A 26,038-nucleotide genomic window follows, 5' to 3' on the forward strand; every position below is an offset into this window, starting at 1 on the left:
CGGAGGATCGGGCCGACGCGGGTGCCCCGGTCAGGGGTAGGTGGTCAGGTACACCTGCTGGTTGGCCGCGTTCGCGGTGCCACCGGCGTTGTTGATCACCCGGTTGATGGTTCCGACGCCACCGAGCGAGACGGTGACCATGTTGGTGAAGCGCACGTTCGGGTTGTTGGGCACCTCGAAGGCCCGCTCCTCCACGACGGCGGGATTGACGTTGAAGTAGCTGTAGCTGCCCAGCCCGAACGCCTGGTGGCTGGTCACCGAATCGGCCACCTTGTACGCGGCGTAGCCCCGGGTCGACCCGTTCATCCAGGCTGCCTGGTTGGGCGGGTCGTACGGCAGTTCGTTCTGGTAGAAGTACGTCCGGCCGCCGTTGCCGTTCCAGATGGTCTGGTACTTCTGGTAGTGCTCGACGAAGAGGCCGTACATGGTGACGTTGTCGCCGTTGACGGTGAGCCCGGTGTCGGCGGTGTTCAGCGTCCAGCCGGTCGGTACGCCGCTGGCGGCGTGGTCAGCCCGCCACAGCCACATGTGGTCGCCGATCACGTTGTCGCTGTTGACCGTCAGCGTGTTGGTGGCCTTGCCGACGTGCGGCCCCCCGATGCGGAAGAACACGTCGTGCAGCGAGGTCGGGTTCGTGGCGTGACTCGCGGACGAGCCGGACGGCCCGACCTCCATCAGCACCGGCGAGTTCGTCGTGCCGGCCTCGAACATGATGCCGGCCACCTTCACGCCGTCCACATCGGCCACCCGCATGCCCACCGCACCGTTGTCGGCCTGGATGGTGGCCAGGCCGAGACCGAGGACGACAGTGTCGGCCCGGTTGACCTGGATCGGCTCGGTGACGCGGTGCACGCCCGGGGTGAAGAGCAGGTGCCGCCCCTGGGCGAGGGCCGCGTTGATGGTGGCGGCGCTGGTGCCGGGCTGGACCACGTAGAACTGCGACAGCGAGATGGACGAGCCGGCCGGGGTCTTGTTGTACCAGCTGGTTCCGGTCGAGTTGGTGCGCAGCGCCGGCACGAAGACCCGGTACTCACCGGTGCCGTCGACGTACAGGAACGGCTTCTCCCGGACCTGCGGGGTCTGCGGGATGACGGTGTGCGACGGGTTGGGGAAGCTCGGCGCGGGAGCGCCGTTGACGCCCTGGAAGACCATGTTCCACACCGAGCCGGTCCAGCCGTTGCCGAACTCGCTGTTGCGGGAGTACCACTGCTGCTGCGAGCCGGAGACGACCAGGCCGTCGATGCGGGTGTCGGCCATCAGGCCACCGCTGGACCAGCCGTCGCCGCCGTTCCAGAGCTGGATCTGGTTCTGCGCGCCGCGCAGGTGCATCCGCCGGTACGGCGCCGCCTGGGACACCGCCCAGCGCTCCACTGTCTGCCCGGCGGGCAGGGTGACCGACAGGTTCTCGGCGGCCCGCCAGAAGTTCTGGGTGGCGTTGCCGCCGAACCAGAACGCCTCGGCACGCACGTGGCCGTTGAGGTTGACGTCGTCGGGGCTCATGCCGAGGCCGGCGACCTGGGTGAAGAAGCCGAGGTTGACGTCGGCGGTGTAGTTGCCGGGCTTGAACAGCACCGCGTAGCGCTGCGGGCCGAACTGGTTGGTCTCCTGCTGGGTGAAGAGAGTGTTCAGTCGAGTCTGGATGGTCGACGTCGGGGTGCTGGGGTCGAAGACGAACGTGTTCGGCCCGAGGTTCGGATTGCGCGGGTCGGTCGTGTCGACCGGGGGCTCGCCGGTCCCGCCGCCGGTGGTGTTCACCGCCAGTTCCCAGAGCGAGTAGCCGTAGGCGGTGCCCCGCGCGGTGCCGTACATCCGCAGGTAGCGCCCGCTGCCGGTGACGGTGAGGGACTGCGTGCCGCCGGTGGCCGTGGTGGTGGAGTAGATCGTGGTCCAGGTGGACCCGTCGGCCGAGGTCTGGAGCTGGAAGGCCCGGGCGTACGCGGCCTCCCAGGTGAGCACCACCCGGCAGATGGTGCGGGTGCTGCCGAGGTCGACGCGCAGCCACTGCGGGTCGCTGGCGGTGCTGGCCCAGCGGGTGCCCGTGTTGCCGTCGACCGCCGCGGATGCCGCGAGGCCGGCGTCCTGGCTGGACGAGGCGGTCGCCGGGCTGCCCTGCGCGACGTTGGTGCTGCCGCAGGTCGGCGTGGTGCCGCCGGTCTCGCCGTACACCTGGAACTCCCAGAGCGAGTAGCCGTAGCCGGTGCCCCGGGCGGTGCCGTTCATCCGTACGTAGCGGCCGGCGCCGGTGACGGTGAGGTTCTGGGTGCCACCGGTGCCGGTGGTGGTCGAGTAGATCGTCGTCCAGGTGGCACCGTCGTCGGAGGTCTGGAGCTGGAAGGCCCGGCCGTAGGCGCCCTCCCAGAGCAGGTTGACCTGGCTGATGGTGGCCCGGGCGCCCAGGTCGACCTGGAGCCACTGCGGGTCGCTGAACGCGCTGGCCCAGCGGGTGCCGGTGTTGCCGTCGACGGCCGCGGAGGCCGGGGTGCCGGCGTTCTCGCTGGACGAGGCGGTGGCTGGGCGGCCCTGGGACAGCAGGGTGGGCGCGGCCTGCGCGGGCGCGGTGGCACCGGTCGGGGTGAGCGCCGCGACCAGGGCCACGGTGAGCCCGACGAGCAGGTGCCGGACGGCGCGTCGAGGACGCGGGCGTACGGATGTTGCACGAGATGTCATGACATCGCCTGTCGATAGGGGTACGGGGGGTGCCGCGCGGATGGGATCGGCTCGCCCCGTGGCGCCGTGGGTGGTGCCGCCGATGCGGCGTCGCGGGTCGGAGAGCGCTCTCGTAGGAGTGTTGCGGCGAGATTGCGACGGCGTCAAGACATCGATCTATAACTTCGTTATTTATCCCGAGGATTCTTTTTGGGTAATTTGCCGACGGCGCCGCAGTCGTCCCCGCTCAGCGGCGGACGCCACCCTCGGTGAGGAAGCGGGCGATCGGGAGGGTTGCCGCGCCCAGCGCCACCGCGTCCACCCCGAGCCGGCACAACTCGATCGACGCCTGCTCGTACGGCTGGCGTAGCGCCTGCCGGCCTGCCGCCTCCCGCACGGCCGGCAGCAGGTCGCCGAGGGCCATCGCCGCCCAGCCGCCGAGCACCACGCGCTCCGGGTTGAACAGGTTGATCAGGTTGGCCACCCCGGCGCCGAGGTAGCCGGCGGTGTCCTCCAGCACGCGTCGGGCGGTGGCCGAGGTCTCGGCGGCGGCGACCAGCGCGGCGATCTGGGACTCCTCGTCCTCGCCCGGCACCGGTCGACCCCGGCGCGCCTCCCGGTAGCGGTCGATGATCGCCTCCGCCCCCACGTACGCCTCCAGGCACCCGCGCGCGCCGCACCGGCAGACCCGGCCGCCGTACACCAGCGTGGTGTGCCCCCACTCCCCCGCGCTGCTGGACGCGCCCCGATAGGTGGCGCCGTTGGTCACCACCGACGCGCCCACCCCGGAGCCGACCAACGCGAAGACGGCGTGCCGGGCGCCCCGGCCGGCGCCGAACCACATCTCGGCCTGACCGAGGGTCTTCGCGCCGTTGTCGATGTGCAGTGGCAGGTCGGTGCCGGCGCCGATCAGACGCTCCAGCGGCACCCCGTCCCAGCCGAGAGCCTGGGCGTGCACGACGGCCTCGGCGCCCTGCTCCACCACGCCGGAGACGCCGATGCCGACGCCGAGCACGTCGCCGGGGGCCACCCCGGCCTGGCCGGTGACCGCCTCGATGCCGGCCAGCACGTGCCCGGCCACCAGGTCGGGCTCGGTGCGGGCCGGGTCGAGCGGGTACTCGACGCTGGCCAGCAGGGTCATCGCGAAGTCGAACAGCTCCACCCGGACCCGGGTCTCGCCGACGTCCACGCCGATCAGGAAGGCAAAGCGGGGCGCGATCCGCAGCAGCATGCTGGGCCGGCCGCCGTCGGACTCGGCGGCGCCGGCCTCGACGACCAGCCCTTCGTCGATCATGTCGGCCACCACGTTGCTGACCGCAGGTTGGCTCAGCCCGGTGCTGCGCACCAGGTCCTGCCGGGTGAGCGGGCCGTCCAGGAAGAGCTTGGTCAGCAGGGCGGACCGGTTGCGCAACCGCACGCTGCGGTTGGTGGCTCGCGCCAGCTCCACTCGTCACCTCGTTCCCGTCGGCCGTTCGAGGCGACTGTAACCGCCTCGTGCTTGACGACCCACCAGCCAGCAACTTTAATGACGACATAATTTAAGCCGTGATGTAACTCCCGGGAAACGCCGACGGACCCCGACGGCGCACCCCCGAACCCTGTCCGCAGCCGGCCCCCGTCGCCCGACCCCTATCGGTGACGAAGGCCGGCGGACCCCCACCACGCACCGGAAGGGCTGACCCGTGTCGAGACGACACCTCGGGATATTCACCGCCGCCGTACTGGCGGCCGCCTCGCTGACCGCCTGCGGAGGCTCCGGCGACGACTCCGCCGCATCGCCCAAGACGCTCACCTACTGGGCCAGCAACCAGGGCGCCAGCCTGGAGGCCGACAAGACCATCCTCCAGCCGGAGTTGGACAAGTTCGAGAAGCAGACCGGGATCAAGGTCACCGTCGAGGTGGTCCCCTGGTCGGATCTGCTCAACCGCCTGCTGGCCGCCGCCGCCTCCGGCAAGGGCCCGGACGTGGTCAACATCGGCAACACCTGGTCGGCGTCGTTGCAGGCCACCGGCGCGCTGGTCGAGTTCGACGACGCCGCCCTGCAGGCCGTCGGCGGCAAGGACCGGATCGTGCCCGCCGCGCTCGCCGCCGCCGGCGCCCCCGGCAAACCGCCGGCCGCCGTGCCGCTCTACAGCATGGCGTACAGCCTGTACTACAACAAGAAGTCGTTCGCCGACGCCGGCATCACCGCGCCGCCGACCACCTGGGAGCAGCTCGCCGAGTACGGCAAGAAGCTGAGCACCGGCGGCAAGTGGGGCCTGGCGATCGAGGGTGCCAACCCGTCGGAGAACGCCCACCACGCCTTCACCTTCAGCCAGCAGTACGGCGGCGAGTGGTTCGACTCGGCCGGCAAGCCGACCTTCGACACCCCGCAGAACGTCTCGGCGATCAAGCGGTACATCGACTTCATGGCCGCCGACAAGATCACCAACCCGAGCAACGCCGAGTACGCGCAGAACCAGTCGGTCTCCGACTTCGCCAACGGCAAGGCCGCCATGCTGCTGTGGCAGTCCGCCGGGTCGAACCTGAAGACGCAGAACATGCCCGCCGACGCGTACGGGGTGGCCCCGGTGCCGTTCCTGGCCAGCCCGCCGGCCGGCGGCAAGAAGGTCAACAGCATGGTCGCCGGGATCAACATGGCGGTCTTCAAGCACACCAAGAACAAGGACGGCGCGCTGAGCTTCGTCAAGTTCATGACCAGCGACGAGGAGCAGACAATCCTCAACAAGACGTACGGCTCGCTGCCTGCGGTGAAGACCGCGGCCTCCGACCCGGCGTTCAGTGCCACGGAGCAGAAGACCATCCAGGAGACCCTGGTCACCACCGCGGCCCCGCTGCCGCAGGTGCCCGATGAGAGCACCTTCGAGACCCTGGTCGGCACCGCGATGAAGGAGTTGTTCGCCGACGCGGCCAGCGGCAAGCCGGTCACCGAGGCGTCGGTGAAGGCCAAGCTGACCGACGCGCAGCAGAAGATGCGCTGACCCAGGCGTCACCGGTGGCCGTGGTCGGGCGCTGAGCCCGGCCACGGCCACCGCCTCCGAGAGGACCCCGATGGCAACCAGCACCACCGCGCCGGACGCCGACCGGCGCGAACCCCGGGCCGGGTCGCCGACCCGGGGGCCGGCCCGCCGGCCCCGCGGCCCCCGCCGCTCGCTCCTGCCGTACCTGCTGCTCGCACCGGCCATCGTGCTGGAACTCGCCATCCACGTGATCCCCATGGTCGTCGGGGTCTGGATGAGCCTGCTGGAGCTGACCCAGTTCCACATCCGCGACTGGTCCACAGCGCCCTTCATCGGGCTGGAGAACTACCGGGCGACGCTCGACCTGAACAGCGCCGCCGGCAAGGAACTGCTGCACTCGTTCTGGATCACCCTGGCCTACAGCCTGCTCTCGGTCGGGTTCGCCTGGCTGCTCGGCATCTCGGCGGCGGTCGTCCTGCAACGGCCGTTCCGTGGACGGGCGATCCTGCGGGCGCTGTTCCTCACCCCGTACGCGCTGCCGGTCTACGCCGCCGTGATCACCTGGAGCTTCCTGCTGCAACGCGACACCGGCCTGGTCAACCACGTGCTCGTGGACCAGCTCGGGCTGATGAACGAACGGCCCTTCTGGCTGATCGGCGACAACAGCTTCTGGTCGCTGCTGGTCGTGTCGGTCTGGCGTAACTGGCCGTTCGCGTTCCTGTGCCTGATGGCCGGGTTGCAGAACGTGCCCGGCGAGCTGTACGAGGCCGCCGCCATCGACGGCGCCGGGTTCTGGCGCCGGCTGCGCTCGGTCACCCTGCCGATGCTGCGGCCGGTCAACCTGGTGCTGCTGCTGGTGCTGTTCCTGTGGACGTTCAACGACTTCAACACCCCGTTCGTGCTGTTCGGCGGCTCCGCGCCGGAGCAGGCCGACCTGATCTCCATCCACATCTACCGCAGCTCCTTCAAGACCTGGGACTTCGGCTCCGGGTCGGCGATGTCGGTGGCGCTGCTGCTGTTCCTGCTGGTCGTCTCGGCCGCGTACCTGCTGATCACCAACCGTCGGAGGGACGACCATGCGTGAGACCGCCGGTGAGCGCTGGGGCCGGCGCATCGTGCTGACCCTGCTCACCCTCTTCGTCGTCATCCCGCTCTACGTGATGGTCACCTCGGCGGCCAAGCCGTTGCAGGACGTGCAGAACGGCTTCACCTGGTGGCCCAGCCGACCCACCCTGCAACCGTTCATCGACATGTGGAGCACCGTGCCGCTGGCCCGGTACCTGGTGAACAGCCTGGTGGTGTCGAGCATCGCGGCGGTCTGCTCGGTGGCGGTGGCCATCTTCGCCGCGTTCGCGGTGAGCCGGTACCGGTTCCGCGGTCGCGGTGTCTTCTCGGTGACGGTGCTGTCCACGCAGATGTTCCCCGGCATCCTGTTCCTGCTGCCGCTGTTCCTCATCTACGTCAACCTGGGCAACGCCACCGGCATCGAGCTGTACGCCAGCCGTACCGGCCTGGTCATCACGTACCTGACCTTCTCGCTGCCGTTCTCGATCTGGATGCTGGTCGGCTACTTCGACTCGATCCCCCGGGGTCTGGACGAGGCGGCGCAGGTCGACGGCGCCGGTCCGCTGCGCACCCTGTTCCAGGTCATCCTGCCGGCCGCCGTGCCCGGCGTCGTCGCGGTCACCGTGTACGCGTTCATGACCGCGTGGGGTGAGGTGCTCTTCGCGTCGGTGATGACCGACGAGGGCAGCCGCACCCTGGCCGTCGGCCTGCAGGGTTACTCCACCCAGTTCAACGTCTACTGGAACCAGATCATGGCCGCCTCGCTGGTGGTCAGCATCCCGGTCGTCGTCGGGTTCCTGGCCCTGCAGCGCTACTTCGTCGCCGGCCTCACCGCCGGCGCGGTCAAGTGAGTCATCCAACCCCAGAGGAGAACCGACCCGTGCCCGACCTGTCCAAGCTGCCACCCGACTTCCTCTGGGGTGTCGCCACGGCGGCGTACCAGATCGAGGGGGCCGTCGACGTCGACGGCCGGGCGCCGTCCATCTGGGACACCTTCTCGGCGACCCCCGGCAACGTCGACAACGGCGACACCGGCGCGGTGGCGTGCGACCACTACCACCGGTGGCCGGAGGACCTGGCGCTGCTGCGCCGACTCGGCGTGGACGCGTACCGTTTCTCGGTGGCCTGGCCCCGGGTCATGCCCGACGGCGTCGGGCGGGTCAACGCCGCCGGGCTGGACTTCTACGACCGGCTCGTCGACACGTTGCTCGCCGACGGGATCCGGCCGTTCGTCACGCTCTACCACTGGGATCTGCCGCAGGTCCTTCAGGACCGGGGTGGTTGGCCGGAGCGCGCCACCGCCGAGGCGTTCGCCGACTACGCGGCGGTGGTCGCCGCCCGCCTCGGTGACCGGGTCGCCGACTGGTGCACCGTCAACGAGCCGCTCTGCGTGTGCTGGATCGGGCACCTGGAGGGCAACATGGCCCCCGGCGAGCGGGACCTCACCCGTGCGGTGCACGCCTCGCACCACGTGCTGCTCGGGCACGGGTTGGCCACCCAGGCGATCCGCGCCAACGCGACCCGCCCGCCCTCGGTGGGTCTGGTGGTCAACCTCAGCCCGATCGAGGCGGCGACCGACCGACCCGAGGACGTCGCGGCGGCCCGCCGGGCCGACGGGCACGTCAACCGGTGGTGGCTGGACCCCATCCACGGGCGCGGGTACCCGGCCGACATGATCGCCACCTACGGCGTCGAGCCGCCGGTACGCGACGGCGACCTGGCGGTGATCGCCACGCCGACGGACTTCCTCGGGGTGAACTACTACTTCCGCCAACTGGTGGTCGACGACCCGACCGGTCCGGCCCCGTACGCCCGGCAGGTGCCGGTGCCCGGCTCGGTGGAGACCGCGATGGGCTGGGAGATGTACCCGGCGGGTCTGGAGCGGCTGCTCGTCGACGTGCACGAGGAGTACCGGCCGGGCCGGATCATCGTCACCGAGAGTGGCTCGGCGTGGTCGGACGAGGTCACCCCGGACGGCACGGTGGAGGACAAGGAACGCACCGACCACCTGGAGCAGCACCTGGCCGCGTGCGCGTCGGCGGTGGCCCGAGGGGTTCCCCTGGACGGCTACTTCGTCTGGTCGCTGCTGGACAACTTCGAGTGGGCGTACGGCTACGACAAGCGCTTCGGGCTGGTGCACGTCGACTACGCCACCCAGCGCCGGACGGTGAAGGCGAGCGGTCTGCGCTACGCCGAGTTGATCCGCGCCCACCAGCGGCTCGCCCGCACCACCGGCAGCGCGACGCCGGTGGCCTGAACGGGGGCGGTGCGAGCGGCCGCCCGGGGTTTCGACCCCGGGCGGCCGTTCCCGTCCGGATCGGACGAAACCGCCACCGACCGCGTCGCCGAGTGGCTAGCCTGCGGCAATGTCCGCAGCACCCGACGAGGTCGAGCAGCCCGACCCCAAGGGGCGAGTCTCCGCCACCGACCGGATGACGGCCTTCAGCGACGGCGTCTTCGCCATCGTCATCACGCTGCTGGTCATCGAGCTACGGGTGCCCGAGTACCACGAGGGCGAACTCCTCACCGGCCTGCTCGGCGAGGGCGCCTCCTACCTGGCCTTCGTGGTGTCCTTCGTCTACATCGGGGTGCTCTGGCTCAACCACCACGCGCTGCTGCGGCTGATCCGAGGCACCACGCTCACGCTGAGCTGGATCAACCTCGGTGTGCTCTTCGGCGCGGTGATCATTCCCTTCCCCACCGCGGTGCTGGCGTCCGCGTTCACCCACGGCGACACCGACGACCAACGCGCGGCCGTCGCCCTGTACGCGCTGGCCGCGGCCCTGATGTCGGCCCCCTGGCTGGTGTTCTTCGGCTACCTGCACCGCCACCCGGCACTGCTGGAGCGTCGGGTCAGCCCCGAGTACGTGCGTACGCAGCGGCTGCGACCGGTCACCGGCCTGATCCTGTACGGGCTCAGCGGTCTGCTCGGCTGGTTCGTCAGCCCGCTGCTGGGCCTGATCGGCGTCATCGTCATGATCACCTATCACGCGGTCACCAGCGAGGGGCTGCCCCGCTGGCTGACCCGCCGCTGAGCGGGCGGAGTCGGAGCAGGTCGGCCGGGGTGTCCACGTCGGCCGGGGACCCGACGTCGTCACAGGGCACCTCGACCACCAGATCCGGCCGGTCGCGCAGCAGGTCGCGAGCGCCCCGGTCGCCGAGGGCATACCCGCTCAGGAGCGGCCAGGTTCGTCGAGTCAGCAGGATCGGGTGCCCGCGCCGGCCGGCGTAGGTGGCGACCGCGACGACCGCGCCGTCGGCGTACGCAGTGCGCACCCGGCGCACCGCGACCGGGCTGAGCAGCGGCTGGTCCACGAGGACCACGACGGCGGCCGGTACGTCGGCCGGCAGCGAGGCCAGGCCCCGCAGCAGCGACGAGCCCAACCCGTTGGACCAGCGGTCGTGCCGGACCGGCACGGCGCCGGGCAGGTCGGGCATCTCGTCGGCGCCCGCGCCGAGCACCACGTGCACGGGTGCGCAGCCGCCGTCGCCGAGCAGCCGGACCGCGCGCCGCACCAGCGGCTCGCCGTCCAGCTCCACCAGCGCCTTCGGTCGGCCGTAGCGCCGCCCGGCGCCGGCGGCGAGCAACAGTCCGGCGGTCACCGTCGTCACCTCCCGTACGAAGGGCTTTGCGTTATTCGCCCTGAGATATACCGACAAAGCTAGTCTGGGCCGGTGCAGGGCGGAGGAGAGAACGCGACGACGATCGACGAGCGCCACTCGTCCCGGGTGACGGTCGAGGTCAACGGCGCGTCCCGTGCGGTGACCCTGGACAACCGCACCACCCTGCTCGACACGCTGCGCGAGCATCTCGACCTGACCGGGGCGAAGAAGGGCTGCGACCACGGCCAGTGCGGCTCCTGCACGGTGCTGCTCGACGGCCGCCGGGTGAAGAGCTGCCTGGTCTTCGCGGTCACCGTGGACGGCCGGTCGGTGGTGACAGTCGAAGGACTGGCGGGTCCGGACGAGCTGTCTCCGTTGCAGGCCGCTTTCATCGCGCACGACGCGTTCCAGTGCGGCTACTGCACCCCCGGGCAGCTCTGCTCCGCCCGCGGCATGCTCGACGAGGTCTCCCGAGGTTGGCCCAGCGCTGTCACCGACGACCTGAACACGCCCGCCGAGCTGACCGACGCGGAGATTCGCGAGCGGATGGCCGGCAACCTGTGCCGCTGCGCCGCGTACCCGCACATCGTCGCGGCCGTGCGCGAGACGGCGGCGTCCTCGTGAAGGCGTTCCGCTACCACCGGCCCGCCGACGTGGCCGACGCGGTCGCCGTGCTGGCGGCCGAACCGCAGGCCGCCTACCTGGGCGGCGGAACCAACCTGGTGGACCTCATGAAGCTCGGGGTGCAACGCCCCGACGTGCTGGTGGACGTGACCCGGCTTCCACTCGACACCGTCGAGGGGCTGCCCGACGGTGGGCTGCGGATCGGCGCGACAGTCCGCAACAGCGACCTCGCTGCCCACCCGGTGGTACGCCGCGACTACCCGGTGCTGGCCCGCGCCCTGCTCGCCGCCGCCTCCGGACAGCTGCGCAACATGGCCACCACCGGCGGCAACCTGTTGCAGCGCACCCGCTGCGTCTACTTCCAGGACACCGGCAAGGCGTGCAACAAGCGAGAGCCGGGCAGCGGTTGCGCCGCTCTGCACGGCCAGAACCGCGACCTGGCCGTGCTGGACTGGTCCGAGCAGTGCGTGGCCACCCACCCGTCCGACCTGGCCGTCGCGCTGGCCGCCCTCGACACGGTGGTGGAGGTGCACGAGGCCGACGGCCCCCGTGACGTCCCGATCGCCGACTTCTACCGCTCCCCCGGCACCCAGCCGGAACGGGAGACCACAGTGACCCGGGGCGCGCTGATCACCGCCGTACGGCTGCCGCCCCTACCGGCCGCGCGCCGCTCGACGTACCTCAAGGTGCGCGACCGGGCCTCGTTCGCCTTCGCCGTCGGCTCGGTGGCCGCGGTGCTGGACCTCGACGGGGACGTGGTTCGCGACGTGCGGCTGGCGTACGGGGCGGTGGCGCACCGGCCGTGGCGGGCGTACCGGGCCGAGCAGGAGCTGCGCGGTCGTCAGTTCAGCCCGGAGCTGGCGGCACGGGCCGCCGACGCGGAGCTGGCCGAGGCGCGCCCGTTACGACACAACGGCTTCAAGCTGCCACTGACCCGGGCCATCACCGTGCGGGCGCTCAGCGAACTGGCGTCGTCGTGAGCACCGGGGCGGTCGGACGGGCGTACCCCCGGCTGGAGGGCCCGGCGAAGGTCACCGGCACGGCCCGGTACGCGGTGGAGTACCCGGTGGACGGGGTCACCTACGGCTGGGCGGTGCCGTCGGCGGTGGTGCGGGGCCGGATCACCCGGATCGACACGACGGACGCGCTGGCGTCGCCCGGTGTGCTGGCCGTGGTGCACCACGGCAACGCGCCCCGGATGGCGCCCGGCCCGCAGCCGGAGCTGCGGCTGTTGCAGGAGCCGACCGTGCACTACCGGGGGCAGTACGTCGCCGTGGTGGTGGCCACCAGCCTGGAGGCGGCCCGTGAGGGCGCCCGACTGGTCCGCATCGACTACGACACCGGCCCGCACAGCACAGTGCTCACCGACGACCATCCCGGCCTGTACAAGCCGGACCAGGTCAACCCCAGCTATCCGACGGACACCGCCGAGGGCGACTTCGACGCCGGGTACGCGGCCGCCCCGGTGCGGGTGGACGCCACGTACCGCACCCCGGCGTACCACAACAACCCGATGGAACCGCACGCCACGACGGCGCAGTGGCACGACGGACGGCTGCTGGTGCACGACTCCAACCAGGGCGCGTCGTCGGTGCGGGCCACCCTCGCAGAGCTGTTCGAGGTGTCTCCGGAGTCGGTGCGGGTCGTGACCGAGCACGTCGGCGGCGGTTTCGGCAGCAAGGGCTACGCCAAGGCCGCGGTGGTGCTGACCGCCCTGGCGGCCCGGCACGTGGACCGCCCGGTGAAGCTGGCGCTGACCCGCCAGCAACTGTTCGGGCCGGTCGGCTACCGCACCCCCACCATCCAGCGGGTCCGCCTCGCCGCCGACACCGACGGCCGGCTCACCGCCATCTGCCACGACGCGATCAGCCAGACCTCGACCATCCGCGAGTTCGCCGAGCAGACCGCCGTCTACACCCGCAGCATGTACGCGGCACCGCACCGCCGCACCACGCACCGGCTGGTCCGCCTCGACGTGCCCACGCCGTTCTGGATGCGCGCCCCCGGGGAGTGCCCCGGCGCGTACGCCCTGGAGTCGGCGGTGGACGAGCTGGCCATCGCCGTCGGCATGGACCCGGTGGAGTTGCGCATCCGCAACGACACGGCTGTCGACCCCGACCAGGGGCGCCCGTTCACCAGCCGCAACCTGGTGGCCTGCCTGCGCGAGGGCGCACAGCGGTTCGGCTGGGCGGACCGGGACCCGACGCCCCGCGCCCGGCGCGACGGGCGCTGGCTGGTCGGCACGGGGGTGGCCGGGTCGAGCTACCCGGCCCGCGCCCGGCCGTCGTCGGCCAGAGCCACCGCCCGCCCCGACGGAAGCTTCCTGGTCCAGATCAACGCCACCGACATCGGCACCGGCGCCCGGACGGCGATCTGGCAGGTGGCCGCCGACGCGCTCGGTGTGCCGCCGGAGCGGGTGGAGATCCACATCGGCGACACCATCCTGCCGACCGCGCCGGTGGCCGGGGGCTCGATGGGCACCGCCAGTTGGAGCTGGGCGGTGATACGCGCCGCGCAGGCGCTGCGCGAGAAACTGCGCGACGGCGGGCCGCCGACCGGCGAGGTGACCGCCGAGGCGGACACCACCGAGGAGGTGGGTGGGCAGCCGGCGCTGCCCCGGTACGCGTACGGGGCGCACTTCGTCGAGGTGCGGGTCGACGCGGACACCGGCGAGGTACGGCTGAATCGGATGCTCGGGGTGTTCGCGGCGGGGCGGGTGGTGAACCCGACGACGGCGCGCAGTCAGCTCATCGGCGGCATGACGATGGGGCTGTCGATGGCGCTGCACGAGGAAGGCGTGCTCGACGAGCGGTACGGCGACTGGGTCAACCACGACCTGGCCACCTACCACATCACCGGCTGCGCGGATGTGGAGTCCATCGAGGCGTACTGGTTGGACGAGCGGGACGACGAGCTGAACCCGGCCGGGGTGAAGGGCCTCGGCGAGATCGGCATCGTCGGCGCCGCGGCGGCGGTCGCCAACGCGGTGCACCACGCGACCGGCGTACGGATCCGGGAACTGCCGATCCGGCTGGACAAGCTTATCGGAGTATCAGACTTGGCTTAAATAAGCCGTCAGTGATACAACTGTCGTCGTGCACGCCTTCGACGTGCTGGGCGATCCGGTCCGGCGCCGCATCCTGGAACTGCTCGCCGGTGGCGAGCAGACCGCTGGCGCGGTCAGCGCGGTCATCCGCGAGGAGTTCGGCATCTCCCAGCCCGCCGTGTCCCAGCACCTCAAGGTGTTGCGCGACAACGGCTTCGCCACCGTGCGGCCGGAGGGCACCCGGCGGCTCTACGCGGTCGACCCACGCCCACTGCGCGAGGTCGACGGCTGGCTGGAGCACTTCCGCCGGTTCTGGACCCCACCCCTGGCGGCACTCGCCACCGAGCTGGCCCGGGGCCGACGCGAGCGTCGGCTGCGCGGGCCCGCCGACAAACCCGACGAGAGGAACACCTGATGTTCGACGCCACCGAGCAGATCAACGCCGTCCAGCGGAAGGTCGGCAGCCGCACCCTGGAAGCCGGTGAGGCGCGGGTCACCACGATCAGCCAGACCTACCAGGCGACGGCCGAGGATCTGTGGGACGCCTGCACCAGCGCCGAGCGCATCCCGCGCTGGTTCCTTCCGATCTCCGGTGACCTGCGGCTGGGTGGCACGTACCAGCTCCAGGGCAACGCCCACGGCACCGTCGAGAGCTGTGAGCCGCCGCACCGCTTCACCGCCACCTGGGAAATGGGCGGCGAGGTGAGCTGGATCGAGGTGCGGGTCACCCCCGTCGGCGACGAGCGGGCCCGCCTCGACCTGGACCACATCGCGCACGTCGACCAGGACCGGTGGGCCCAGTTCGGGCCGGGCGCGGTCGGCGTCGGCTGGGACCTCGGGCTGCTCGGCCTCGCCTCGCACCTGGCCGGCGACGGCAGCGGGATCACCCCCGAGCAGGGCGCCGAGTGGACCGCCTCCGCCGAGGGACGACGGGCCATGGAGCTGAGCAACCAATTGTGGTGCGAAGCGAGCATCGCCGCCGGCACCGACGCCGACGAGGCGAAGGCCGCCGCCGAACGCACCACCGCCTTCTACACGGGCGACCCGGCAGCCTGAGCCCGGGACGAGGCGGCGGCGCGACGGTCTGGGCGGGGGTCGGAGTAACGTGCTGCGGCATGACCGGCACGCCGTACTCGCACTGCTCCTACTGCGGCGCCGCCTACCCGTCGGCCGCCGGATGGCCGCGAGTCTGCGCGGTCTGCGGCGAGACCGTCTGGCGCAACCCGCTGCCGGTGGCGGTCGCGGTGCTGCCGGTCCGCACCGCCGAGGGCCTGGGTGTGGTCGTGGTCCGCCGGGACATCGAGCCGGCCCGCGGCCTGCTCGCGCTGCCCGGCGGCTTCATCGAGTACGGCGAGGAGTGGTCCGACGCACTCGTGCGGGAGCTGCGGGAGGAGACCGGCCTGATCGCGGCGGCCGAGGACGCCCGCCTGTTCGCGGTGCACGGCGCACCGGCGGGCGGCACGATGATGGTCTTCGGAGTGCTGCCCGAGCGGGCGGCCCAGGACCTGCCACCGTCGGCGCCGACCGAGGAGGCGACCGAGTGGCTGGTGCTCACCGACCCGGTCGAGCTGGCGTTCTCCACCCACACCCGGGTACTCGCCGACTTCCTCACCCCCAACCACCCCGCCTGATCCCTGCACCCCACCCCGCGATCTTGCACTTACTGTGCCGACACAAGGCGGCGTACCACCCATATCGGCAACCGAAACTGCAAGATCGGCGCGGCGGACGCGTGGACTTCAGTGCGGTGCGTCCTCGGTGATCGGCAGCAGGACCCGGAAGGTGGTACGCCCCGGCTCGGTCTCCACCCGGATGTCGCCGTGGTGTTTGTGCACCACGATCCGGTACGAGATGTCCAGCCCCAGGCCGGTGCCCGCGCCGACCGGCTTGGTGGTGAAGAACGGCTCGAAGATGCGCGGACGCACCTCCGGCGGGATGCCCGGCCCGGTGTCGGTGATCTCCACCGCCAGTTGGTCGCCGACCCGTCCGGTACGGACGGTCAACACACCCTTCTCCCCCATCGCGCCCAGCGCGTTGTCGATCAGGTTGGTCCACACCTGGTTCAGCTCGGCCGCGTACGCCGGGACCGGTGGGAGGCCCCGGTCGTACTCGCGGGCCAGCTTGACCTCGGCGGGGATCTTGCCCTTGAACATCACCAGCGTGGCGTCGAGCAGGTCGTGCACGTCCACCACCCGGTGCGGCGCGCGGTCCAGCTGCGAGTACTGCTTGGCGGCGTCCACGAGCCCCGAGATCCGGGTGACCGCGTCGCCGATCTCGCGCATCAGCAGCTCGGTGTCGACCGTGTAGGTGAGCCAACGCACCGCCGCCTCCAGGTCCGCGGCGCCGACCGCGGCCTTGACCTGCGCCAGCCAGGCCGCGTCGAGCCCACCGCCGACCAGGATCGGCGCCAGGTCCCAGGCCCCGCCGACGCCATGGTCCTCCAGCCAGTCGGTGAGAGTGTCCTCGGCGTCGGCGGTGGCCATCGGGGTCAGCTTCGGCGCGGTGGCCACCCGGGCGACCGCCTCCTCCTGCAAGGCGACCAGGCCGTGCAGGGCGCTTCCGTCGAGCCGCCCGTCGGCGATCATGGCGAGCTTGTGCCGCATCCCGGCGACCCGGTCCCGCAGAACCGACGTGGCCCGCACCGCCGCCGCGGCCGGATTGTTCAGCTCGTGGGTCAACCCCGCCGAGAGCGAACCGAGGGCCAGCAACCGCTCCCGCTCACCGACGATGGCCTGACTGTCCCGCATCCCGAAGAACAGCCCCTCCAACAGGTGCATGGGCATCGGGAACCACGACCGCAGGGCGTACGCGAAGTCCTCCGCCGGCAGCACGAAGAACTCCGCGTCGGTCACCGCCCGCAGGCTGTTGCGGTAGATCTGGTCGACCTGGTCACCCAGGTACGCCTGAGTGGCCCCGCCGTACACCCCGCGCTGGTCGGTCCGGCTGACCTCGACGTCGTCGCCGCGCACCAGGCGACTCAACGCCACCGCCCCCCGCACCAGCACGAAGAAGCAGGTCGCGGGCTCACCCTCGCCGTACACGAGGGTGCCGCCGGCGCGCTGCTCGACCCGGCCGTGCTCGGCCAGCCAGTCGAGCTGCCCGTCGTCGAGCGCCTCGAACAGGAACAGGGTGCGCAACTGCGCCGGTGTCAGCCGGTCAGACTCGGTGGTCACAGGGACTCCTTCGCTCGCGACTGCGGGGCTCGCAAACCCGGCTCACTCCTCGCGCTCACCGGGACTCCTTCGCTCGCGACTGGGCTCGCAGAACCGGCTCACTGGGCCTCCAGGTAGCGGTGCACCAGCGACACCGCCATCGCACCCTCGCCGACGGCCGAGGCGACCCGCTTGACCGACTCGGCCCGCACGTCGCCGGCGGCGAACACGCCCGGCACGCTGGTCTCCAGGTGGTACGGGTCGCGCGACAGCGACCAGCCGGCCGGCCGCCGCCCCCCGGCGAGCAGATCCGGACCGGTCACGATGAAACCACGGTCGTCGCGGACCAGCACCCCGTCCAGCCAGTCGGTGCGGGGCTCCGCGCCGATGAAGATGAACAGCCAGGAGGTGTCGACCGAGCGGGCCTCCCCGGTGCGGGTGTCGCAGAGGGTGAGCCGTTCCAGGTGGTCCTCCCCCGCCCCGCCGACCACGGCGGTGTGCGGGTGCACGGTGATCCGGTCGATCCGTTCCAGCTGGTCGATCAGGTAACGCGACATCGAGTTGGTCAGGTCCGCACCACGGATGAGCAGGTGCACCCTCGACGCGTACCGGGAGAAGTGGACCGCCGCCTGGCCGGCGGAGTTCGCCCCGCCGACGATGTAGACGTCCTGCTCGACGCAGCTCGGCGCCTCGGTGGCGGCGGCGCCGTAGAACACCCCCCGCCCGGTGAAGTCGGCCAGCCCCGGGGCGTCGAGCACCCGGTACGACACGCCGGTGGCCAGCACCACTGTGTGCGCGGCGATCTCGGTGCCGTCGCCGAAGCGCAGCAGCCGGGCACCGCCGGCCTCGCTGAGACCGACCACCTCCCGGGCGCTGAGCAACTCGGCGCCGAACTTGACCGCCTGCCGCCGAGCCCGATCGGTCAACTGCGCGCCGGAGACACCGTCCGGGAAGCCCAGGTAGTTCTCGATGCGGCTGCTCTGCCCGGCCTGACCGCCGGTCGCCCGTCGCTCAACGAGCACGGTGCGCAGCCCCTCCGACGCGCCGTACACCGCCGAACCGAGACCGGCGGGGCCGCCGCCGATCACCACCAGGTCGTAGAAGTCACACGCCGGCACCACCGTCAACCCGGCCAGCGCGGCCAACTCGGCCTCGCTCGGGGCGACCAACGCCTTGCCCTCCGGCGTCACCACCAGCGGTACGTCCGCCTCGGTGGCCCCGGCCGCGTCGAGCAACCGGACGCCCTCCGGATCGTCGGACAACAGCCACCTATACGGCACCAGGTTGCGGGCCAGGAAGTCGCGGACCTTGAACGACGGGGCCGACCAGCGGTGCCCGACGACCCGGATCTCCGCGCTGGCCGCGTCCGGGGTGACCGCCCACGCCTCCAGCAGCCCGTCGACCACCGGGTACAGCTTCTCCTCCGGCGGGTGCCAGGGCTTGAGCAGGTAGTGGTCCAGGTCGACCACGTTGATGGCCTCGATCGCGGCGTCGGTGTCCGCGTACGCGGTGAGCAGCACCCGGCGGGCCGCCGGGAAGATGTCCATGGCCGCTTCCAGGAACTCGACGCCGGTCATCTCCGGCATCCGGTGGTCGGCCAGCAGCAGCGCCACCTGTTCGCCGCGCAGTTTGACCTCGCGCAGCGCGTCCAGCGCCTCCGGGCCGGAGGACGCCCGCAACACCCGGTAGCGGTCGCCGTAGCGGCGCCGGATGTCCCGGGCCACCGCCCGGGACACCACGGGGTCGTCGTCGACGGTCAGGATCACCGGGTTCGCCATGGCGCCATGAAATCACCTGTCGAGGGTCGACCGCACCATCGCCAAGGTCCGACCCACGGTTGACCGCCTCGCAGACGGGTAAGCCGGGAAGCCGCGCGGGTGGCCGGACATCGACGACCCGCCCGGTTGCCGCGCGAACCTCGGGGGGCCCATGGCGGACGCGACACCGACCGGACCGACGACGTCGGGCGGGATCGTGGAGCTGCGGGTGCACGGTGTCTCCGGCGCGGGCGCGGACCAGGTGTTGGACCGGCCGTACGTGCACCAGGTCGCCGGAGACCGCAGCGGAGGTTTCTACCGACCCCGACCCGGCTATCCCGACTCCACCGGAACGGACGGGGTGACGCTGGAGGCGTACCGCTGGAGTGACCTGCCCTCCGGCACTGCCGTGCGGACGCTGTCGCTGGTCTTCCTGCTGCCGTTCATGCTCTGCAACGTGGCGCTCTGGATGCGTCCGGCGAACACCGTCTCGCAGCGCGGCTTCATGGCGTTGTGCCGGGTGCTCGCCCTCACCCTCACCGTGCTCTACGTGCTCTCCATCGTCGGGGTGGCGCTGGACCTGGTCGCGTGGCGCTGCATGGACACCCCGTCCTGCCTGTCCGGCCGGAGCTGGCTGTCCTGGCTCGGCGGGCGCCCGACCGGGCTGCGCCTGGGTGTGCTGGCGCTCGTGCCGGTCGCCGCCATCGGGCTCGTCTGGTGGTTGGGCGCTCGCCCGGGCCATTCGTTCGACGCGTTCCGGACGCCTTCGACGCTGACGTCGAAACACCAGTTGAGCGCCGTCGGCCAGTGGGACGGCGAGCCGCTGGTGGGCCGGTTGCGCTCGGTCCATGTCGCGGCGGCGTTCGCCACGCTGAGCGGCAGCCTGCTGGCCGCGCGAGCCAGCCAGCACCGCTCGTGGGTGATGGTGATCCTGTTGACGGCCACCGGGGCGGCGCTGCTGGCCTGCCTGGTCATGGTCACCGTGGTGCCGAGCATCGACCGCACCGACCGGTCGCCCCGGGTGGACGCCGTCTTCCGCGGGCTGCGCACCATCACCTGCGGCCTGACGATGCTGGTGATCGTGCACGTCGTCATCAGCCCGGCGCCGTGGCCGCAAGGCGGTGCGCTGCCCGGTTACGGCGCAATCGTGGCCTGGCTGTTCGTCAGTCAGACGGTCCTGGTGGTTGCGCTCGCCGCCCTGGTGATCTGGCGGCGGGGCGGCGGGCAGAGCCGGTCACCGATACGCGCGTTGGGAGCGCCGGTCTTCATGACGATCTCGGCCGGGCTCGCCGTGGCGTTCTCGGCCGAGCTGGTCTACCGGGTGGCGGACCTGCTCGATCGCGAAGGGACGACCGCGGACGGCCTGGAAACCAGCCCTCCGCTGGCGTACAAATGGGCGATCTTCGGGTTTTTCCTGGCCGTGGTGACCGCACTACTGGTGGCCGGCCTGGTCACCAGGATGACCCGGCGCGGGCGGCGGCGGGCCGCGCGGGCGATCGTGGCCGCCGACTTCCCGGACGCGCCGCCGCGGGCGGCGGCCCGGCTGCGGCGGGTCGAGCAGGCGGTGGCCCGGGCCCGCTTCACCGAACGGTTGGAACCGCTCTCCGTGGTGTACGCCGGCCTGGCGGCGCTCGGCCTGGCCACCAGCGTGCTCGGCCTGCTCCAGCTCCCACCCGGCGACGTGGCGCAGCGCTACATCGGCGTGCCGGAGGGCATGGTCAACTTCCTGATCGGTTCGGGTAGCTACGTGATCGCCGCGATCCTGCTCGGCCTGGTGGTGGGCGGCATCTTCGCGTACCGGACGGCACAGTTCCGTCGGTACGTGGGGGTGCTCTGGGATCTGGGCACCTTCTGGCCCCGGGCGGCGCACCCGTTCGCGCCGCCCTGCTACGCCGAGCGGGCCGTGCCGGAGTTGGCCAAGCGCATCACCTACCTGGTCGAACAGGGGCAGGGTGTGCTGCTGGCCGGACACAGCCACGGCTCGGTGCTGCTCGCCGCCACGGTCCTGCAACTGCCCACCCGGATCACCGAGCGGGTCGCCCTGCTGACCTACGGGTCACCGCTGGGCCGGCTGTACTCCCGGCTCTTCCCGGCCTACGCCGACGAGCCGGCGCTGCGGGAGATCGGCGAACGGATCGGCTGGCGCTGGATCAACCTGTGGCGTGACACCGACCCGATCGGCGGCTGGATCTTCGCCTCCCACCGTCCCGGGGAGGCCGAGACGCTGACCGGTCCGCCGGCGACCGTGGACCGGCGGTTGACCGACCCGCAGGACGTGGTGCCGGCGCCCAGCGACAGCGTTCCACCACCGATCCTCGGACACTGGCCGTGTGAGTCGCAGGAGGCGTTCGGGGACGCGGTACGGGACCTGACCGCGCGACTGCTCGCCGAACGCCGGACGACCGGCTGAGGCAGCGGCCGGATATCGTCGCGGGGTGAGCCCCTCCAAGCAGCCCGAACGCCGGTTGATCGCCTCGAACAAGAAGGCCCGGCACGAGTACACAGTGCTGCGCACGTACGAGGCGGGCATCGTGCTGGTCGGCACCGAGGTGAAGTCGCTGCGCGAGGGGCGGGCCTCCCTGGTGGACGCGTTCGCGCACGAGCGCGACGGGGAGATCGTGTTGTACGGCCTGCACATCGCCGAGTACGCCTACGGCACGTGGACCAACCACGCCCCGCGCCGCAACCGCAAGCTGCTGCTGCACCGCGCCGAAATCGACCGGATCCTGGACAAGGTCCGCGAGGGTGGGGTGACCATGGTCCCGCTGTCGATGTACTTCGAGAACGGCTACGCCAAGGTCGAGTTGGCTCTCGCCAAGGGCAAGCGCTCCTACGACAAGCGGCAGACGCTGGCCGAGCGCGACGCCAACCGGGAGATCGCCCGCGAGCTGGGCCGGCACCTCAAGGGCCACCCCCGCCGGCCCTGACCTCCTTCGGATCGCGGTTCTTTCACGCGGCACGCCCTGCGGTCGTTGACGTCCCTGCGATGACGTGGTCTGCTCAGTCGACGCCGTTAATGAAAACGGTAATCATTAGCTGAAGCGGAGGAGAACCATGTCACTCACCGTCCCGCCCGCCCTGCTCGACGCCGCCGAACGCGGCCCCATCGACGACGAGGCGTTCATCGCCTGCGTCCGTGACTCGCTGCCGTACGCCTGGGCCACCGTCAGCCGGGTGGTCGCGGAACTGGAGGCCGGCGACGCCGACCTGGCCGACAACGTCGTCCCGCCGCCCACCGACGCCGACCGGGGTCAACTGCTCCGCGCGCTGGCGAGCGACGCGATCCGCGCCGGCCTGGAGCGACACTTCGGCGTACGCCTGGCCTTCCAGAACTGCCACCGCGTCGCCGCGTTCCGCCCATCGGCCGTCGACAGCGAGCGCTACCGCCGCTTCGTGTCGACCCGTGGCCAACTGCTCAACCAGTCCCCCGAACTCCGCAACTGCTGACCGTCGCGGCGGGCGGGCTCACGCGAGCCCGCCCGCCGCCCACCCCACGCCCACCCCACGCCCACCCCACGCCCACCCCGCGCCCACACCCCACGGCCACGGCCACGGCCACGGCGACGGCGACGGCGACGGCCCAAGATCTAGGCAACTTCCCGGATGTTGCTGCCTTCGACGCGGGAGAGGCAGCAACATCCCTGATATTGCGCGGATCTTGACGACGGACACCGGGCCCGACCGACCGGGTGCGGGTTTTGGGGCGCCCCGCGCCCCGCGCCCCGCGCCCAAGATCGTGCTCGAACCAGGATGCAGTGGCTTCATCGGTACGCGACACCACTACTTCCTGGTTCGAGCGCGATCTTGCGGGAGCGCCCAAGGAGGGCCGCAGGCGTCCGGACACCGGGCAGAAAGGCGCGAATGCTGGCCTTGCGGCCCTCAGTAAACGCGGTTGCTGCCAATGTCGAGCTTTCCCCCTGGCAGATGCGGGTTTAGGGTGAGCGGGTGACGACGTACCGGATCGGGGAGGCGGCCGACCTGCTCGGCGTCAGCGCCGACACCATTCGCCGCTGGGTGGACGCCGGGCGCCTGCCGGCCGGGCGCGACGAGCACGGCCACCGCGTCGTCGACGGCGTCGACCTGGCGTCGTTCGCTCGCGCTCAGGCCACCGACCCGGATGCGGGCGCCGAGTTCTCCTCGGCCCGCAACCGGTTGCGCGGCATCGTCGTCGACGTCCGTAAGGACACGGTGATGGCCCAGGTCGACATCCAGGCAGGCCCGTTCCGGGTCGTTTCGCTGATGAGCCGGGAGGCCGTCGACGAGCTGGACCTGCGGGTCGGTTCGGTGGCCGTTGCGGTGATCAAGTCGACCACGGTCGTGGTGGAGCGGGCCGCACCCGCCCCGGCGCGCGGACGGTCGGCCAGATGAACGCGGGGACTGCCGGGCGGATGAACGCGCGGACGGCCGGGCGGATGAACGCGCGGACGGCCGGGCGGATAGACGCACGGGGCAGGCGTACGGCGGTGGCCGTGCTGGTGGCAGCCGGCCTGGCGGTCACCGGCCTGGCGGTGACCGGCTGCAGCGCGGGCGACGGCCGGGCAACCGGCAGCGGTGGGGACGGGCGGGTGACCGGCCCGGTGACCGTGTTCGCGGCCGCCTCGCTGACCGAGTCGTTCACTCGGATCGGGAAGGACTTCGAGGCCGCCAACCCGGGCAGCCGCGTGACCCTCAACGTCGCCGGCAGTTCCGCCCTGGCCAACCAGATCACCCAGGGCGCGCCGGCGGACGTGTTCGCCTCGGCCGCCCCGGCGAACATGACCACGGTTGTCGAGGCCGGCGACGCCGACGGCACGCCGAGCGTCTTCGCTCGCAACCAGTTGGTGATCGCGGTGCCCGGGGGCAACCCGAAGGCGGTGGTCGGCCTGGCCGACCTGACCAACCCGGGTGTGAAGGTGGCGCTCTGCGCCAGTCAGGTTCCCTGCGGCGCTGCGGCCCGCGCCGCCCTGGACGCGGCCGGCGTCGCGCTGACGCCGGTCACCCTGGAACGGGACGTCAAGGGTGCGCTCGCCAAGGTGAAGCTCGGCGAGGTCGACGCGGCACTGGTCTACCGAACGGACACGCGGGTGGCGAGCGCCGACGTGACCGGTGTGGAGTTTCCCGAGTCGGCGCGGGCGGTCAACGACTACCCGATCGTCGCGTTGAAGAACGCGCCGAATCCGGACGGCGCACGGGCCTTCGTCGCGTACGTCCGCTCGGCGCCGGCGCAGGCGGTCCTCGCCGAGGCGGGGTTCCAGGCTCCGTGAGGCAGGTCCACGACCACAACACACCCCGCCGTCGGCCGGCCGCGTCTCGACGGCGGGGGCGGGTGCCGGCGGCGCTGCTGATCCCCGCCGGGCTGGGGTTGCTGTTTCTCGTCCTGCCGTTGGCGGGGCTGCTGATCCGGGCACCGTGGACGACGCTGCCGGAGCGGCTCACCGAGCCGGGCGCGTTGACCGCACTGCGGCTGTCGGTGCAGACCGCCACCCTGGCCACCGCGCTCTGCCTGCTGCTCGGGGTGCCGCTCGCCTGGGTGCTGGCCCGGGTCGAGTTTCCCGGCCGTCGGCTGGTACGCGCGCTGGTCACCGTGCCGCTGGTGCTGCCGCCGGTGGTCGGTGGGGTGGCGCTGTTGCTGGTCTTCGGCCGGCGCGGCCTGCTCGGCGGCTGGCTCGACAGCACGTTCGGCGTCACCCTGCCCTTCACCACCACGGGTGTCGTGCTGGCCGAGGCGTTCGTCGCCATGCCGTTCCTGGTGATCGCCGTGGAGGGTGCGTTACGCGCCGCCGACCACCGCTTCGAGGAGGCCGCGGCGACGTTGGGCGCCAGCCGGTGGACCACCTTCACCCACGTCACGCTGCCGCTGGTGGCGCCCGGTCTGGCCGCCGGGGCGGTGCTCTGCTGGGCGCGGGCGCTCGGCGAGTTCGGTGCCACCATCACCTTCGCCGGCAACTACCCAGGCCGGACGCAGACCATGCCGCTCGCGGTCTACCTGGCGTTGGAGACGGACCTGGAGTCGGCGATCGTGCTCAGCCTGGTGCTGCTCGTCGTGTCGGTAGGCATCCTGGTGGCGTTGCGGGACCGCTGGATGACCACCGCATGAGCGACCGGCTTCTCGACGCGCGGCTCGTCGTCGACCGGGGCGTCTTTCGGCTCGACGTGCCGCTGCGGGTCGCGCCGGGCGAGGTGGTGGCGCTGCTCGGCCCGAACGGCGCCGGCAAGACCACCGCGCTGCGGGCGCTGGCCGGGCTGCATCCCCTCACCGACGGGCACGTCACCCTCGACGACGTCGACCTGGACCGCCCGGCGACCGGTGGCTGGGTGCCCACCGAACGCCGGTCGATCGGCGTGGTCTTCCAGGACTACCTGCTCTTTCCGCACCTCAGCGCATTGGACAACGTGGCCTTCGGGCCGCGCCGGCACGGCGTCGAGCGGCGGGCCGCCCGCGCCACGGCCCTGGAGTGGCTGGGTCGGGTGGGGCTTGACGCGCAGGCGCAGCGCCGGCCGCGGCAGCTCTCCGGCGGTCAGGCGCAGCGGGTGGCGCTGGCCCGCGCGTTGGCCGTGGCGCCGTCGCTGCTGCTGTTGGACGAGCCACTCGCCGCGCTGGACGCCCGCACCCGGCTGGACACCCGCGCGGAGCTGCACCGGCACCTGTCGGCGCACGCGGGCGCGACGGTGCTGGTCACCCACGATCCGCTGGACGCGCTGGCGTTGGCCGACCGGCTGGTCATCGTCGAGGGTGGCCGGGTGGTGCAGGAGGGCGACGGGCCGAGCGTCACCGCACGCCCGCGCACCGACTACGTCGCCCGGCTGGTCGGGCTGAACCTGTACCGGGGTCGCGCCGACGGGCACGGGGTGCGGGTTTCGCCGGAGCTGACCCTCACGGTCGCCGACCGGTTGGACGGCGAAGCGTTCGTGGCGTTCCGTCCGGCCGCGGTGGCTCTACACCCGGCCCGGCCGGAGGGCAGCCCACGGAACACCTGGGCCGGCACCGTGGCCGGCGTCCAGCGCCACGGTGACAACGTGCGGGTGCAACTGGACGGACCGATCGGGGTGGCCGCCGACGTCACGCCGGCCGCCGCCGCCCAGCTGCGGCTGATCCCCGGCCAGCGGGTCTGGGTGGCGGTCAAGGCGACCGAGACCCACGCGTACCCGGCCACCGGCTGACCCGACGCCGGCCACATTGTCACCGGGGGTGGACCGGGCCGGCGC

Annotated in this window: 23 protein-coding genes; 18 read left to right on the forward strand and 5 right to left on the reverse strand. The window is 71.8% G+C overall.

Going from position 1 to position 26,038, the window contains the following annotated elements; genetic code table 11:
* Positions 1-30 precede the first annotated feature (30 nt).
* Both MED15_RS00660 and MED15_RS00665 read right to left on the reverse strand, forming a co-directional pair.
* Positions 31-2,667: a discoidin domain-containing protein gene (locus tag MED15_RS00660; protein WP_112734553.1), complete on the reverse strand. Its 2,637-nt coding sequence runs from the start codon at positions 2,665-2,667 to the stop codon at positions 31-33.
* Positions 2,668-2,893: 226 nt separating this feature from the next.
* On the reverse strand, positions 2,894-4,093 hold the full coding sequence (locus MED15_RS00665; protein WP_112603191.1) for an ROK family transcriptional regulator: 1,200 nt from the start codon (positions 4,091-4,093) through the stop codon (positions 2,894-2,896).
* Positions 4,094-4,328: 235 nt separating this feature from the next.
* On the opposite strand from MED15_RS00665, the gene MED15_RS00670 reads away from it, so the two are divergent.
* From MED15_RS00670 to MED15_RS00690, 5 genes are all read left to right on the forward strand, one after another.
* Positions 4,329-5,627: an ABC transporter substrate-binding protein gene (locus MED15_RS00670; RefSeq protein ID WP_112590117.1), complete on the forward strand. Its 1,299-nt coding sequence runs from the start codon at positions 4,329-4,331 to the stop codon at positions 5,625-5,627.
* A 70-nt stretch (positions 5,628-5,697) separates the two neighbouring features.
* Positions 5,698-6,690 (forward strand): carbohydrate ABC transporter permease, encoded by a 993-nt coding sequence (locus MED15_RS00675; RefSeq protein WP_112590114.1) that lies wholly within the window; start codon positions 5,698-5,700, stop codon positions 6,688-6,690.
* Positions 6,683-7,522 carry a carbohydrate ABC transporter permease gene (locus tag MED15_RS00680; RefSeq protein ID WP_091398610.1) on the forward strand — a complete coding sequence of 280 codons (840 nt, stop codon included), beginning with the start codon at positions 6,683-6,685 and terminating at the stop codon, positions 7,520-7,522. The genes MED15_RS00675 and MED15_RS00680 overlap by 8 nt, the downstream gene beginning before the upstream one ends.
* Before the next feature lie 29 nt (positions 7,523-7,551).
* Positions 7,552-8,928: a GH1 family beta-glucosidase gene (locus MED15_RS00685; RefSeq protein ID WP_112603190.1), complete on the forward strand. Its 1,377-nt coding sequence runs from the start codon at positions 7,552-7,554 to the stop codon at positions 8,926-8,928.
* Positions 8,929-9,037: 109 nt separating this feature from the next.
* Positions 9,038-9,706, forward strand: a complete 669-nt coding sequence (locus MED15_RS00690; protein ID WP_112590109.1) for a TMEM175 family protein — start codon at positions 9,038-9,040, stop codon at positions 9,704-9,706.
* Here the strand turns inward: MED15_RS00690 and MED15_RS00695 are convergent.
* Positions 9,666-10,274, reverse strand: coding sequence for a nucleotidyltransferase family protein (locus MED15_RS00695; RefSeq protein WP_244220319.1), 609 nt, complete (start codon positions 10,272-10,274; stop codon positions 9,666-9,668). The two genes, MED15_RS00690 and MED15_RS00695, sit on opposite strands and share 41 nt — an antisense overlap.
* A gap of 126 nt (positions 10,275-10,400) precedes the next feature.
* On the opposite strand from MED15_RS00695, the gene MED15_RS00700 reads away from it, so the two are divergent.
* Genes MED15_RS00700 through MED15_RS00725 form a run of 6 tightly spaced genes read left to right on the forward strand, consistent with a single transcriptional unit; the run spans position 10,401 to position 15,575 of the window.
* Positions 10,401-10,898 carry a 2Fe-2S iron-sulfur cluster-binding protein gene (locus MED15_RS00700; protein WP_181518587.1) on the forward strand — a complete coding sequence of 166 codons (498 nt, stop codon included), beginning with the start codon at positions 10,401-10,403 and terminating at the stop codon, positions 10,896-10,898.
* Positions 10,895-11,878 carry an FAD binding domain-containing protein gene (locus tag MED15_RS00705; protein WP_112590100.1) on the forward strand — a complete coding sequence of 328 codons (984 nt, stop codon included), beginning with the start codon at positions 10,895-10,897 and terminating at the stop codon, positions 11,876-11,878. The genes MED15_RS00700 and MED15_RS00705 overlap by 4 nt, the downstream gene beginning before the upstream one ends.
* Positions 11,875-13,965, forward strand: coding sequence for a xanthine dehydrogenase family protein molybdopterin-binding subunit (locus MED15_RS00710; protein WP_112734554.1), 2,091 nt, complete (start codon positions 11,875-11,877; stop codon positions 13,963-13,965). Before MED15_RS00705 ends, MED15_RS00710 begins: the two co-directional genes overlap by 4 nt.
* 28 nt (positions 13,966-13,993) lie before the next feature.
* On the forward strand, positions 13,994-14,359 hold the full coding sequence (locus tag MED15_RS00715) for an ArsR/SmtB family transcription factor (protein WP_112590094.1): 366 nt from the start codon (positions 13,994-13,996) through the stop codon (positions 14,357-14,359).
* Positions 14,359-15,000, forward strand: coding sequence for an SRPBCC family protein (locus MED15_RS00720; protein ID WP_112734555.1), 642 nt, complete (start codon positions 14,359-14,361; stop codon positions 14,998-15,000). Before MED15_RS00715 ends, MED15_RS00720 begins: the two co-directional genes overlap by 1 nt.
* A 59-nt stretch (positions 15,001-15,059) precedes the next feature.
* Positions 15,060-15,575, forward strand: coding sequence for an NUDIX domain-containing protein (locus MED15_RS00725; RefSeq protein WP_112734556.1), 516 nt, complete (start codon positions 15,060-15,062; stop codon positions 15,573-15,575).
* A gap of 108 nt (positions 15,576-15,683) precedes the next feature.
* On the opposite strand, the gene MED15_RS00730 is transcribed toward MED15_RS00725, so the two are convergent.
* Both MED15_RS00730 and MED15_RS00735 read right to left on the reverse strand, forming a co-directional pair.
* Positions 15,684-17,117 carry an ATP-binding protein gene (locus MED15_RS00730; protein ID WP_112699360.1) on the reverse strand — a complete coding sequence of 478 codons (1,434 nt, stop codon included), beginning with the start codon at positions 17,115-17,117 and terminating at the stop codon, positions 15,684-15,686.
* Positions 17,118-17,215: 98 nt separating this feature from the next.
* On the reverse strand, positions 17,216-18,874 hold the full coding sequence (locus MED15_RS00735) for an NAD(P)/FAD-dependent oxidoreductase (RefSeq protein ID WP_112590084.1): 1,659 nt from the start codon (positions 18,872-18,874) through the stop codon (positions 17,216-17,218).
* A 151-nt stretch (positions 18,875-19,025) separates the two neighbouring features.
* Here MED15_RS00735 and MED15_RS00740 point away from each other — a divergent pair, with 151 nt between their 5' ends.
* From MED15_RS00740 to MED15_RS00770, 7 genes are all read left to right on the forward strand, one after another.
* Complete coding sequence (locus MED15_RS00740; RefSeq protein WP_112590082.1) at positions 19,026-21,263, forward strand: hypothetical protein; 2,238 nt, start codon at positions 19,026-19,028, stop codon at positions 21,261-21,263.
* Positions 21,264-21,288: 25 nt separating this feature from the next.
* A complete protein-coding gene (smpB, locus tag MED15_RS00745) occupies positions 21,289-21,780 on the forward strand; it encodes an SsrA-binding protein SmpB (protein WP_112590079.1) in 492 nt (163 codons plus the stop codon).
* A gap of 127 nt (positions 21,781-21,907) precedes the next feature.
* A complete protein-coding gene (locus tag MED15_RS00750) occupies positions 21,908-22,300 on the forward strand; it encodes an SCO5389 family protein (protein ID WP_112590077.1) in 393 nt (130 codons plus the stop codon).
* Positions 22,301-22,798: 498 nt separating this feature from the next.
* Positions 22,799-23,221: a TOBE domain-containing protein gene (locus tag MED15_RS00755; protein ID WP_112699363.1), complete on the forward strand. Its 423-nt coding sequence runs from the start codon at positions 22,799-22,801 to the stop codon at positions 23,219-23,221.
* 107 nt (positions 23,222-23,328) lie between these two features.
* Positions 23,329-24,096 (forward strand): molybdate ABC transporter substrate-binding protein, encoded by a 768-nt coding sequence (gene modA / locus MED15_RS00760; protein ID WP_425271068.1) that lies wholly within the window; start codon positions 23,329-23,331, stop codon positions 24,094-24,096.
* The gene (gene modB, locus MED15_RS00765) at positions 24,093-24,929 is read left to right on the forward strand and encodes a molybdate ABC transporter permease subunit (protein WP_112590066.1); all 837 of its coding nucleotides are present in this window, start codon (positions 24,093-24,095) and stop codon (positions 24,927-24,929) included. Before modA ends, modB begins: the two co-directional genes overlap by 4 nt.
* A complete protein-coding gene (locus MED15_RS00770) occupies positions 24,926-25,993 on the forward strand; it encodes an ABC transporter ATP-binding protein (protein WP_112590061.1) in 1,068 nt (355 codons plus the stop codon). Before modB ends, MED15_RS00770 begins: the two co-directional genes overlap by 4 nt.
* Positions 25,994-26,038: the final 45 nt, after the last annotated feature.

It is taken from the genome of Micromonospora noduli (assembly GCF_003264475.1).
Lineage (GTDB): Bacteria > Actinomycetota > Actinomycetes > Mycobacteriales > Micromonosporaceae > Micromonospora > Micromonospora noduli.